An 11,834-nucleotide genomic window follows, 5' to 3' on the forward strand; every position below is an offset into this window, starting at 1 on the left:
TGTTGCTTAATAACCCGCCGTTTTCAAGTTAGTCTATGCAGTTAGAGAAGTACGCTGTTACTGCGTCGTCATTACATACTGGTTATCGGTTTGTGAGTGTCGGTGAACGGGGGAATCTTGTCAAAGTTGTAGAATATTCACCCACTGATAATCCCGATGAATACAATTTGGCTTTCGGTGATTATGACCCGTTGACCGGAGCTATCAGCGATACCATCAGGTCGAATAATGGCGACCGGGATAAGGTGTTAGCTTCTGTGGGCGAAACGGCTATTGATTTTCTACGCTACTATCCCGATGCCACTATCTTTGCCAAAGGCAGTACCGAATCCCGCACCCGAACGTATCAAATGGGAATCAACCGCTTTTACGATGAGATAACACAAGAACACAGCGTATTTGGCTTTAGAAATGGAATTTGGGAAGTTTTTGAACCTAGCCAGTCGTATGAAGCGTTCAGAATGAGAAGAAAATAGCGTATATTCAATCTATGAAAACAGAAACGCCGAAGCCAACTCAGCAGAAAGAGTTACCTATTACGGTCAACCCGCGTCTGGATGAACTCTTTGAAGGTAAAGTGATTTTCCCCAAAAAATTAGAACAGGCAAATGAGTTTCTGGCAAAACACCCATTTCCAGAACACCTGAAAGAAAAGAAACCGTAATCGCTCTTCAGTTATATGAACATGCCCAGAACGCAATTCCCTAGGTAATCAAATCAAGATTTAAGCCCAAGGGTTTTCTCTATTCACTCCACCATATCGGCATGTAAATATACTTTCATCAGTCCTTCAGTATTGACCGTGGGCATGGCATACGGGACACCATTTCGGTCGGAAAATTCCAGTAGATATTGCTTATCAGGACCAATATCTATTACAACGCCAATGTCGCCCCGGCGAAGGTTGTGTTCAGGAATAGGCTTTGTGAGCGCCACAACATCATGCAATTTTAGCTTGTCCATGGTAATCTAAAGTTAGCCAATGATATAACAACTCGTTAATCGTGGAAAGTTTTCGCCATTGTGAATAATCCAACTGGTACGGACAGGGGCAGTTCGGTTGTTGTAGATCATATCGAAATCAACAATATAAAGTTCTCCATAGCCATTTCCTCCTTCATGCGAAGCTGAGTTAAGCAGGACCGCTGTTAGTATAGAATCCCGCAAAATTTTCCAATTTTCAGCGGTTATCCCTAGGGCTGAACGAAAGACCCGAGCTTTATGCTTGCCATAGGGATGTTCAGTATTTAGACAGTAGCCTAAAAATTTAGAATCATCAGCACAAGCCTGTTCGGCAAAAGGTAACAACATTGCGTAATTTACATCGAACCATACGCACAAGCAACAGCTACACCAGCCGTTGCATTTTAGAACTACTTTACGTTCTTCCGGTTGGGCGTAAGTTGTAGCCAACGGAACAGGTGCCCGAAATCTGGTAATCATCCTTAGTCCTTTTTTGGTTTACAGTCCCGTATCTATTGTGGGGAAATAGACAGGAGCCTTGCTAAACGGCGGAGGGTTTTCTTCGTATATTTATTGTCCGTACTCCAGTGCTTTTGTGGAAAATTCCTTCAGTCCTTTGTTTTCGGCGGTTGATCAGGAAGAGGTAACCTTCTTTGCCGATTTGATTTTGCCCATTCCAGTACCCAGATTATTCACCTATCGGGTGCCGCGCGGGATGGCCGAGGTGCTTAAAATTGGTGCCAGAGTGATTGTGCCTTTCGGCCGGAAAAATAGCCGTGTACTAACGGCGGTTGTGGCTAAGCTGCATAACTCCCCCCCCACAGCGTATCAGGCCCGGTACATTAGCGAAGTGCTGGACGAGTATCCGCTGGTGACAGGCTACCAGTTGGAGTTGTTCAAATGGATGGCGGAGTACTACATGTGCTGCGTGGGCGATGTGATGAACGTAGCCCTTCCATCGGGTCTTAAGATTTCGAGTCAGTCGAAAGTACAGGTCAACCCGGATTTCGATTACCCCGAACTGCTCACCGAATTTGAGGAAACCCTGCTTACCGAACTGAAAAAACACCCCGCGCTGTCGTACGATGAACTGGGACGGATGGCGGGCGAGGGGACCAATGTACCCGCCTTAATCAAGTCGCTGGTGGGTAAAAAAGCGATTATAGTTTTTGAGGAAGTCCGGGAAAAATACGTACCCAAAATGGTTCGCAAGGTGCGCCTGCACCGGAACTACGAAGAAAAGGAGCAACTGCTGGTTCTGTTGAACCGGCTCGAAAAATTGCCCAAACAGCAGGAGGTCGTGATGCGGTATCTACAGCATGTACCCATGCAGCGAAACCCCGAACTCAATCAGAAAGGACTCGATAAAACCATCCTGAATCAGGATGATGAACTGTCGCAGTCCTCGCTTTCGACCCTGATAAAGAATCAGGTGTTTGAAACGTTTGAACTGATCCAACCCCGCTTTTCGGACAATAATGCCAACCCTCAGGCCGAAATAAAACTGACCGAAGCCCAGCAAACGGCCTCGACTCAAATTATGACGCAGTTCGACACGCAGAATATCGTGTTGCTGCACGGCATAACCGGAAGTGGTAAAACCGAAGTCTACATCAACCTCATCCAGCAAGCGCTGGCTGGTGGTTCGCAGGTGCTGTATCTCCTGCCCGAAATTGCCCTCACTACGCAGATTGTGGTGCGTCTGCAACGGGTGTTTGGCGATAAGATGGGTATTTACCACTCCAAATTTTCGGACAACGAGCGGGTGGAGGTATGGAAAGGTGTCGTGTCAGGGCAGTACCAGTTTGTGGTGGGTGTACGGTCGGCGGTGTTTTTGCCCTTCGACAACCTCGGCCTCATCATTGTGGACGAAGAGCACGAAACCAGCTACAAGCAGCACGACCCGGCCCCCCGCTACCACGCCCGCGATGTGGCCATCATGCTGGCCCACTGGCAACAGGCTAAAGTATTGCTGGGGTCGGCCACGCCCGCGCTGGAAACCTATTTTCAGGCCAAACAGGGCCGCTACGGACTGGTGGAGTTGTTCCGGCGATTTGGTGATGCGACGCTGCCCAATATTCTGCTGATCAACACCCAGCAGGAAAAGCGGCAGAAGTCCATGAAAAATGAATTTTCGTCGGCCCTGCTCGGTGCATTGGGCGATAACATGGAGCGAAAAGAGCAGAGTATCCTGTTTCAGAACCGCCGGGGCTACTCGCCCTATATGCAGTGCGAAGACTGCGACTGGACGGCCGAGTGCAATAACTGCGCCGTCAGCCTGACCTACCATCAGCGCGATGCCGAACTGCGCTGTCACTACTGCGGTCATAAAGACCCGGTGCCGCGTACCTGCCCTACCTGTGGCTCCACTAAAGTGAAAACCATTGGCTTTGGCACCGAGAAACTGGAAGACCAACTCCAGATTTTCTTCCCCGACTCGAAGGTGTTGCGGATGGACCTGGACACGACTCGCGCCAAAAATGCGTATCAGAACATTATTCAGGAGTTTGAAGGCGGAGAAGTCGATATTCTGGTGGGTACCCAGATGATTACCAAAGGACTCGACTTCGATAACGTGAGTCTGGTGGGTATTTTCGACGCTGACCGGCTCATTCACTTCCCCGATTTCCGGGCTACGGAGCGGGCGTTTCAGATGATTACCCAGGTGAGCGGCCGGGCTGGCAGGCGGGCCGGTCGGCAGGGTACGGTGCTGATTCAGACCGCTAACCCGCAGCAGCCCATCCTGCAAAAAGTGATTCAGAACGACTATAAGGGGTTGTACGAAGAGGAGATTCAGGAACGGCGGGATTTCAGTTATCCACCTTTTGTGCGGCTCATCAAACTCACCGTGCGCCACGCTGACAAAGCCATCAGTCAACAGGCGGCTACCCGCCTTGCTGCCGAACTAACCGATGCCCTCGGCAGTAGCCGGGTGCTGGGGCCGGAAGAACCACTCGTGGAGCGCATCCGCAATCAGTTTCTCTTCGACATCCTCATTAAAATCGAGCGTGAAAAGGTCAACACGAAAGCGGTAAAAACCTACATCCGCGACCGCATCAACGACATCCTCACCGACAAGGGATTACGGCAGGTGAGCATCGTGGCCGATGTAGATTGTTTGTGAAAATTTGAGGTTATTGACAGCAGAACAATCGCTAAACAATTCTTAATGTAGGACTTACTTTTCACAGAAAAAGCCGCCAAAAGCCTAAAGAAGCTGCCGAAAGCCGTCCTGATGTACTCGGCGAAGAATTCATGAGATGGGCAAGCTTTATTAGAAACAATGAATCGGCGTAGCAACCTTTGCTGGAACTATCGAATCCGGGCGGGTTTTATAGAACCAGATGCGTAAAATAAAAGAGTATAAAGCAAAAAGCCAGTTAGCGTGGCGGCTCGTGGGTCTTGCCGTCCTGATAGGCTCCCTCGGTGCAACGGCTGAAAGACCGCGCACTCTCCCCCGCGAACGAGCAGTGACATTTACTTACCAAACCGTGATGAGAGACATTCCGGTCGGGGCAAAGCGGGTATCGCTCTGGCTGCCGGTACCACATGACAGCCCGTTTCAGCGCATTACAGACCTGACCATCGACTGCTCCTATCCGTACCAGATCGACTCCGCGCAATACGGCAACCGGATGTTGCACCTGAGTCTGCTCAATCCCCAAACCGACAGCGTTGCAGTGGCTATGCGGTTTACGGCCCGGCGGCTGGAGCACATTCAGGAACGGTTGAACGCACCCAGTTCCTCTGTCCTGCCCCACAGGCAGGAGTTAACCCGCTGGCTGCAACCGGACCAACTCGTACCCATCGATGGACAAATCAGGCAGTGGGCCGAAAAAGTGGTGAATCAGGCGGGGGCTAAAACCGATCTGGCAAAAGCACGGGCCATTTATAACCACGTTATTGCGACGGTAAAGTACGATAAAACCGGAACGGGCTGGGGCCGGGGCGATATTTACTACGCCTGCGATGCCCGGCGCGGCAACTGCACTGATTTTCACGCCGTTTTTATTGGATACTGCCGGGCAGTGGGAATTCCGGCGCGGTTTGCCATCGGATTTTCGCTCCCCACCGACCGACCAGCCGGGCAGATAAGCGGCTACCATTGCTGGGCTGAGTTCTGGGCAAACGGCATTGGCTGGGTACCCGTCGATGCGTCGGAAGCGGCCAGAAATCCGGCCCGACGGCAATACTTTTTTGGTGCCCACGACGAGAACCGCATCGAGTTCAGCGTGGGCCGCGACCTGACGCTCTACCCCGGTCAGACTAACCCGCTGAACTACTTCATCTACCCCTACGCGGAGGTTGATAATGAGCCGATTACTACCCTCGCCAATCACGTTGAATATCGGAACGTACCTGGTGCGCTGGAGTCAAAAAAGTAGTAGCTACGCCACGAAAAACTATGCCAACGTCCGAATGACCCGGCAGGGATTGCCCGCTGCAAAGACGTTGGCAGGCACATCTTTCGTCACCACGCTGCCTGCGCCGATGGTGGTATTGTCGCCGATGGTAACGCCGGGACAAACAATGACACCACCGCCCAGCCAGACGCTGTTGCCGATGGTGATGGGGGCAGCCAGTTCGGGGCCTTTGTCGCGCTCCGACGCAATAACGGGGTGATAGGCCGTATAAAGCTGCACGTTGGGCGCACACTGAAAATTGGTGCCGATGGTAATACGGGCGCAATCCAGAAAAATGCAGTTGAAGTTGACAAATCCATTGTCGCCGATGGAAATGTAGGTGCCGTAATCGCAGTAAAACGGAGGCTGAATATTCAGGTTTTTACCGGCGTCGCCTAATAGCTGGTTAAGAATAGTCCGGCGGAGGATTTCCGCATCGGGGTCCGTTCGGTTATAATCGGCGAATAGCTTGCGTGCGTCGAAACGCATGGTTACCAGAGTAGCGTCGCTGGCATCATAGAGGTCACCATTGAGCATTTTTTCCAGTTCTGTTTTCATACACCATTCGTTAGGGTAAATAGTTGAGTGCCTGATTGAGGTTGCGCTTACGGGGTGATTTATCGTCTTTTCTCTTGCCGGAACCTGTATTTACACGGTGCCAAAACACAAAGCCCGATAGTAAAGCTAAAAACTAACCGGGTGCTACTCCAGCCTAAACCCCACACGCTGCTGGCGATAGGTTGTTGGCGTTACACCTTCCAGCATCTTGAACAGACGGGAGAAATAAGGCAGGTTATTGAAGCCTGCCTGATAGCACACATCACTAACTGTAGCCGCCGGATTCATTAACAGTCGTTTCGCCAGGTTAATCCGTTCCCGGATTACAAACTCCATCGGCGACAGGCCGAAGGTTTCTTTGAAAGAACGAAAAAAACCGGATTTGCTCATGCACGCTTTCCGGCAAAGGGTGTCAATACCGATCTTTTCCGTCAGGTGTTCTCTGATGTACTCAACCACCGCTGCAAACCGATTATTTATTGGCAGGCCATCTTCTGCCAAAGCCATGTTCTGAGTTTGAATCACCCGAATCAGCAACGATTTGAGCGTCAGGTCGGCCAGGGCATCCTTAGCCAGATTATCCTCCATGCTGATGCTGATCAGCTTGTTCATGACGTTGGCCAGTTCCCGGTTATTGTAAAAATGATACTGATTGAAATTTAGCGCCCATTCGTCCGAACCATCCGCCTGACGGGGATACGTTTCGTTCAGAAAATCCAGCATACCGGTTACCACAGACCAGTTCAGGGCAATGGTCGCGCATTGAACCGGATGCCGTTCGTCGGCCTCCGGGAAGTCTACTTTCATGGATATGCCTTCGGGCAGAATGACGGTTTCGCCGGGCAGAAAGTCGAAACCAGGGCTCTCGGAAAGATGCATCACCTTTTTTCCCCGCAGCATACTGGTAACAACCAGTCCATCGTAGGACAATACGACATCGGAGCACTGCTGGTACGTCTCAAAAATATTTAATTCACAGTGGTTTAAGGTAAATACCCGCCGATGCTCAACCAGTGAGTTCAGTTCCCGCGTGTCGGATAAGTTGATACCCTGTAAGGGATAGCCGTTGCTCATTAGTTTATCAATTACTCTCTATAAAAAGCAATCTGACCGTGGTGATTACTGACCCATTTGGCAAAGTTGGACAATCGTAGTATTTCTTAGTACTATTGTGCAAATACAGCCGCTTTACATTCCTTAGTTTTGCTCAGAGACTCAACGCAAGGGTCTAGTTTAACGAACACCTTACCAAAAAACGCATGAGCATTACATTGAAACAAGCCGAAACGGCTGTACAGGCGGCCAAAACCAAAGCGGCTGACATTGATACCCTGATGAATATCGCCATCGTCGACGCCGGCGCTAACCTAGTGGCTTTTGCCCGCATGGATGGGGCCTGGTTAGGCTCGCTGGATATCGCCCAGAAGAAGGCGCGCACGGCCCGTTACTTTGACATGCCAACGGGCGAAATCGGCAAATTGTCCCAACCCGGCGGTCCATTGTTCAACATCGAACATTCTAACGGCGGGCTGATTACTTTTCCAGGTGGTATCCCGATAAAGAATGCATCGGGTGACATCATCGGTGCCATTGGCGTATCGGGAAGCACGGTCGAAAACGACCATACCGTAGCGCAGGCGGGTGTCGATGCCCTTCGCTAGTTAATTTGATAGCACCCGTTAGTGAGTTGATTGGTCAGGAGTTGGCTAATCAACTCATTGAATCATTTGTCTAAACTCCCTAAAACTATGTGTCAAAATCATGGAGTAGCGTACATAAAACCCGGTATCGTTGAAGTACAGTCCATCGACTACCCCAAGCTGGCCATTGGCGACCGTAAATGCCATCACGGCGTTATCCTGCAAATTGTGGCGACCAACATCTGTGGTAGTGATCAGCACATGGTTCGGGGGCGGACAACGGCACCTGAAGGGCTGGTGCTGGGCCACGAAATAACCGGACTGGTCATTGAAGCCGGGCGCGACGTGGAATTCATCAACGAAGGCGATCTGGTTTCGGTGCCCTTTAATATTGCCTGCGGACGATGCCGGAATTGTAAGGTTGGCCAGACCGGTATTTGCCTGAATGTTAATCCCGCCCGGCCCGGTGCCGCGTACGGCTACGTCGATATGGGTGGCTGGGTTGGTGGGCAGGCAGAGTACGTAATGGTACCTTACGCTGATTTTAACCTGCTGAAGTTTCCGGATAAAGATCAGGCAATGGCCAAAATAAGGGACCTGACGCTGCTATCCGACATTTTTCCGACGGGTTACCACGGAGCCGTTACGGCGGGAGTTGGTCCGGGGTCCATTGTCTATGTGGCCGGAGCCGGTCCGGTTGGTCTGGCCTGCGCGGCATCCTGCCATTTGCTGGGTGCCGCCGTCGTTATCGTGGGCGACATGATTCCGGAACGGCTCGAACAGGCCAAAAGCTTTGGCTGCGAAGTGATTGACCTGCGTAAGGATACCCCGCTGGCCGATCAGATAGCTGAAATTATTGGCGTTCCCGAAGTGGACTGCGCGGTAGACTGCGTGGGCTTTGAGGCCCGTGGCCACGGGGCCGATTCCGGTACCGAACAACCGGCCACCGTGCTGAATGCGGCTATGACTGTAACGCGGGCGGGTGGTGCCATTGGCATTCCGGGCCTGTACGTGACCGGCGATCCGGGTGCGTCTACAGAGGCCGCCAAAGAAGGAAATCTGTCCATTCGCATCGGCTTGGGCTGGGCCAAATCACACTCATTCTACACGGGTCAGTGTCCGGTAATGAAATATCACCGCCAGTTGATGAATGCGATTCTGTACGACAAAATACAGATTGCCAAAGCCGTAAACGTGGAAGTTATCAGCCTGGATAAAGCCCCGAAAGGGTACCAGGATTTCGACAAAGGAGCCGCCAAGAAATTTGTAATCGACCCACACGGGTTAATTATGAATTAAGACTGGCTCACGGTCTATACACGGTTCAAACGGTACAGATTCGCTACACGTTTCTGTACCGTTTTTTTAAACTGTCTGAGCTAGTGATATGAGCCTAAATCAGGTGGAAAAATGACAGGGTAAAGCCGTCTTGAAAACCTGATAAAAAACAGGCTGTCATCAAATATTCGGCTTTCCTGCTGACTGAATTGGTGCCCTGCTCATCACAATAGCCACTGTCAGCTACCAGAGCGTGAAAGCCGCCCTGATGAACCCCGTCAAATCCCTCCGCTCCGAGTAGCGACGCAACGCACTGCCAGACTTATCTCGACAAACCTATTGTCCGCAAACGGTCAGCCAAACCGTCCGTTTGCGGACAGTACACTAATTTAATTAAATATCACCTACTGATTACCAGAGCACTAATTAGTTGGTACAGCATTTGAACATTACCCAGAAACTGAATAGACGATACAATTTATCGTATATGTCAACTGTAGTACGTTCAAAACCATGCTCAGCAACTATTTTAAAATCGCCTGGCGGAATCTAATCCGTAACAAGACCTTTTCGCTGATCAACATTCTGGGCTTGGCGCTTGGCATGGCCTGTAGCCTACTTATCTTCTTGTGGATTCAGGATGAATTGGGCATTGATAGATTTCACACGAACGGCCCTAACTTGTATTACGTCATGGAGCGCAAGTTCTCGGACGGGAAAGTAGAAGCCGGTTGGAAAACGCCCGGTGTGCTGCCGGATGCATTGAAGAAGGAGTTTCCAGAAGTGGTGCACGCGGCCGGTTTTACGCCTTGGGACGCTCGCCTGGTGTTTGCCGTTGGTAATAACACCAACAAGGAAGTTGGACACTGGGCTGGTGCCGACTGGTTCAAAATGTTTAGCATTCCGCTCCTGGCCGGTACACCCGAAACGGCGCTCAACTCGCCCATCAGCGTGGCCATCTCCCGCAAGTTGGCCGAAACTTATTTCGGTAGCCCGGCCACGGCAATTGGCAAGTCAATTCGGATCGAGAACGCCAAGGATTATCAGGTGACGGCCGTGTTTGAGAACCTGCCGGATGCCTCTTCTGAAAAGTATGACTTTCTCCTAAACTGGAAAGATGGCTTTGCGCATCACTCTTGGATGAAAGACTGGGGTAATAACGGCCCCCAAACGCGGATTCAGTTACGGCCAGACGCAGACGTGGCCAAGGTAAACGCTAAGCTGGAGCCTTTTCTGAAAAAGTACAACAAAGGCCTCAACGCCAACTTCGACATTCAACTGTTTCTGCACCCTTTTGAGGATGCTTATCTGTACGCCAAGTTTACCAGTGGCCAACAGGACGGTGGCCGGATTGAGTACGTTCGCCTGTTCATGATTGTGGCAGTATTTATCCTGCTCATTGCCTGTATCAACTTCATGAATCTGGCTACGGCACGATCGGTTAAGCGGGCGCGCGAGGTAGGCGTTCGTAAAGTCATCGGAGCTGTTCGAAGCTTACTCATAGGCCAGTTTATGGGTGAAGCGTTACTGCTCACGGCTTTGGCCTTGGTAGTCGCCCTGATTTTGATTTCCGGCGTATTACCCAACTTTAACACGCTAACTGGCAAACACGTAAGTCTAGAAATTACGCAGGGATCGTTTTGGTTCGTGCTTCTGGGCATTACTCTAGTAACGGGTCTTTTTGCAGGTAGTTACCCGGCCTTATTCCTGTCGTCGCTTGAGCCCGTGCGCGTGTTGAAAGGCGCCTTAAAGTTTGGGGTTGGCGCACGACTGTTTCGGCAAGGTTTGGTGGTGTTCCAATTTGTGCTATCAATGCTCATGATCATAGGTACTATTGTAATCTACCGGCAAATTAACCTCCTACTGAACAAGAACTTAGGTTACGAGCAAGAGAACCTCATTTATGTTGCTGCTGAAGGGAATCTGGGCAAAAACTTTCAGACGTTCAAAGAACAAGCGCAGCAACTGCCGAGCGTTCAGAGTGTATCGTACATGGATGAGTTTCCAACCGGGATTGGTAGTAGTACGGGCGGAGTCACGTGGCCCGGCAAAGATCCGAACACGTTCGTTGAATTTGCACAAACCGGCGTAGGCTACGATTTAATCAAAACGCTAAAAATCAATCTACACGGTCGCGAATTTTCAAAGGTATTCAGTACTGATTCAACCAATTACATTATCAACGAATCAGCCGCCAGACGCATCGGCTACCAAGATCCCGTTGGCCAATCGCTGACGATGTGGGACAAGCCGGGTAAGATCATCGGCGTGATGAAAGACTTCCATTTTCAATCGTTACACGAACACATTCAGCCGCTCATTCTTCGGTACGATGCCAAGACAGATAACGATAAAACGATTCTGATCAGCACGCAACCCGACCAAACGAAGCAGGCGCTGGCCAGTTTGGAAGTGCTCTGCAAACAGTTGAACCCGCAGTTCCCGTTCACTTACCAGTTTGCGGACGAAGAGTACACCAACCTGTACAAGAGCGAAACTGTGATTGGCAGTTTGGCCAATTATTTTGCCTGTCTGGCCATTTTTATCTCCTGTCTGGGCTTATTCGGTTTGGCTGCCTTCACCGCTGAGCAACGCACGAAAGAAATCGGCGTACGGAAAGTACTGGGAGCCAGCGTCGGCAGCATTGTCACGCTGCTGTCGAAGGACTTTGTCAAGCTCGTATTGATTGCCATCACCATTGCCTCACCGCTGGCTTGGTGGGCCATGAGCCGGTGGCTACAGAATTTCGAGTACAAGATTACCATGGAGTGGTGGGTGTTTGCTTTAGCGGGTTTACTGGCGATAACTATAGCCCTGCTGACGGTGAGTTTCCAGAGCATCAAAGCCGCCCTGATGAACCCCGTCAAATCCCTTCGCTCCGAGTAGCGACGCAACGCACTGCCGGATTTTTCTCTACAAGCCTATTGTCCGCAAACGGTCAGCCAAACCGTCCGTTTGCGGACAGTATACTAATCTAGCTACGTATTACCTA

General features: G+C 50.7%; 11 protein-coding genes. 7 read left to right on the forward strand and 4 right to left on the reverse strand.

All coding sequences use genetic code 11. The features are described from left to right. The first annotated feature begins 35 nt into the window (after positions 1-35). Positions 36-476 (forward strand): DUF6934 family protein, encoded by a 441-nt coding sequence (locus B156_RS0102715; RefSeq protein WP_018618083.1) that lies wholly within the window; start codon positions 36-38, stop codon positions 474-476. A 14-nt stretch (positions 477-490) separates the two neighbouring features. Then, complete coding sequence (locus B156_RS31730) at positions 491-664, forward strand: hypothetical protein (protein WP_018618084.1); 174 nt, start codon at positions 491-493, stop codon at positions 662-664. Positions 665-747: 83 nt separating this feature from the next. Here the strand turns inward: B156_RS31730 and B156_RS0102725 are convergent, their stop codons facing one another. Beyond that, positions 748-963 (reverse strand): DUF4926 domain-containing protein, encoded by a 216-nt coding sequence (locus B156_RS0102725; protein ID WP_018618085.1) that lies wholly within the window; start codon positions 961-963, stop codon positions 748-750. Between the two features lie 12 nt (positions 964-975). After that, positions 976-1,443, reverse strand: a complete 468-nt coding sequence (locus B156_RS31880; RefSeq protein ID WP_245563672.1) for a DUF6883 domain-containing protein — start codon at positions 1,441-1,443, stop codon at positions 976-978. A 115-nt stretch (positions 1,444-1,558) separates the two neighbouring features. Between B156_RS31880 and priA the strand changes: the two genes are divergently transcribed. Together priA and B156_RS0102740 are read left to right on the forward strand one after the other, a co-directional pair. Continuing rightward, on the forward strand, positions 1,559-4,087 hold the full coding sequence (priA, locus tag B156_RS0102735) for a replication restart helicase PriA (protein ID WP_026260550.1): 2,529 nt from the start codon (positions 1,559-1,561) through the stop codon (positions 4,085-4,087). A gap of 220 nt (positions 4,088-4,307) precedes the next feature. Then, the gene (locus B156_RS0102740; protein WP_052635733.1) at positions 4,308-5,348 is read left to right on the forward strand and encodes a transglutaminase-like domain-containing protein; all 1,041 of its coding nucleotides are present in this window, start codon (positions 4,308-4,310) and stop codon (positions 5,346-5,348) included. 18 nt (positions 5,349-5,366) lie between these two features. On the opposite strand, the gene B156_RS0102745 is transcribed toward B156_RS0102740, so the two are convergent. Both B156_RS0102745 and B156_RS0102750 read right to left on the reverse strand, forming a co-directional pair. Further along, positions 5,367-5,924: a sugar O-acetyltransferase gene (locus B156_RS0102745; RefSeq protein WP_018618089.1), complete on the reverse strand. Its 558-nt coding sequence runs from the start codon at positions 5,922-5,924 to the stop codon at positions 5,367-5,369. A 144-nt stretch (positions 5,925-6,068) separates the two neighbouring features. Continuing rightward, entirely contained in the window at positions 6,069-6,998 is a 930-nt protein-coding gene (locus tag B156_RS0102750; protein WP_018618090.1) for a helix-turn-helix domain-containing protein, read from the reverse strand. Between the two features lie 185 nt (positions 6,999-7,183). Here B156_RS0102750 and B156_RS0102755 point away from each other — a divergent pair, with 185 nt between their 5' ends. From B156_RS0102755 to B156_RS0102765, 3 genes are all read left to right on the forward strand, one after another. After that, positions 7,184-7,585 (forward strand): GlcG/HbpS family heme-binding protein, encoded by a 402-nt coding sequence (locus B156_RS0102755; protein ID WP_018618091.1) that lies wholly within the window; start codon positions 7,184-7,186, stop codon positions 7,583-7,585. Between the two features lie 87 nt (positions 7,586-7,672). Then, positions 7,673-8,863, forward strand: a complete 1,191-nt coding sequence (gene fdhA, locus B156_RS0102760) for a formaldehyde dehydrogenase, glutathione-independent (protein ID WP_018618092.1) — start codon at positions 7,673-7,675, stop codon at positions 8,861-8,863. 492 nt (positions 8,864-9,355) lie between these two features. Then, positions 9,356-11,728, forward strand: coding sequence for an ABC transporter permease (locus B156_RS0102765; RefSeq protein WP_018618093.1), 2,373 nt, complete (start codon positions 9,356-9,358; stop codon positions 11,726-11,728). Positions 11,729-11,834: the final 106 nt, after the last annotated feature.

Source organism: Spirosoma luteum DSM 19990 (assembly GCF_000374065.1).
GTDB lineage: Bacteria > Bacteroidota > Bacteroidia > Cytophagales > Spirosomataceae > Spirosoma > Spirosoma luteum.

What these genes read in the sequence shown, in the direction of transcription:
- B156_RS0102715 (WP_018618083.1), top strand. Translation starts at nt 36, where the DNA reads ATGCAGTTAGAGAAGTACGCTGTTACTGCGTCGTCATTACATACTGGT.
- B156_RS31730 (WP_018618084.1), top strand. Translation starts at nt 491, where the DNA reads ATGAAAACAGAAACGCCGAAGCCAACTCAGCAGAAAGAGTTACCTATT.
- B156_RS0102725 (WP_018618085.1), bottom strand. Translation starts at nt 963, where the DNA reads ATGGACAAGCTAAAATTGCATGATGTTGTGGCGCTCACAAAGCCTATT.
- B156_RS31880 (WP_245563672.1), bottom strand. Translation starts at nt 1,443, where the DNA reads ATGATTACCAGATTTCGGGCACCTGTTCCGTTGGCTACAACTTACGCC.
- B156_RS0102740 (WP_052635733.1), top strand. Translation starts at nt 4,308, where the DNA reads ATGCGTAAAATAAAAGAGTATAAAGCAAAAAGCCAGTTAGCGTGGCGG.
- B156_RS0102745 (WP_018618089.1), bottom strand. Translation starts at nt 5,924, where the DNA reads ATGAAAACAGAACTGGAAAAAATGCTCAATGGTGACCTCTATGATGCC.
- B156_RS0102750 (WP_018618090.1), bottom strand. Translation starts at nt 6,998, where the DNA reads ATGAGCAACGGCTATCCCTTACAGGGTATCAACTTATCCGACACGCGG.
- B156_RS0102755 (WP_018618091.1), top strand. Translation starts at nt 7,184, where the DNA reads ATGAGCATTACATTGAAACAAGCCGAAACGGCTGTACAGGCGGCCAAA.
- fdhA (WP_018618092.1), top strand. Translation starts at nt 7,673, where the DNA reads ATGTGTCAAAATCATGGAGTAGCGTACATAAAACCCGGTATCGTTGAA.
- B156_RS0102765 (WP_018618093.1), top strand. Translation starts at nt 9,356, where the DNA reads ATGCTCAGCAACTATTTTAAAATCGCCTGGCGGAATCTAATCCGTAAC.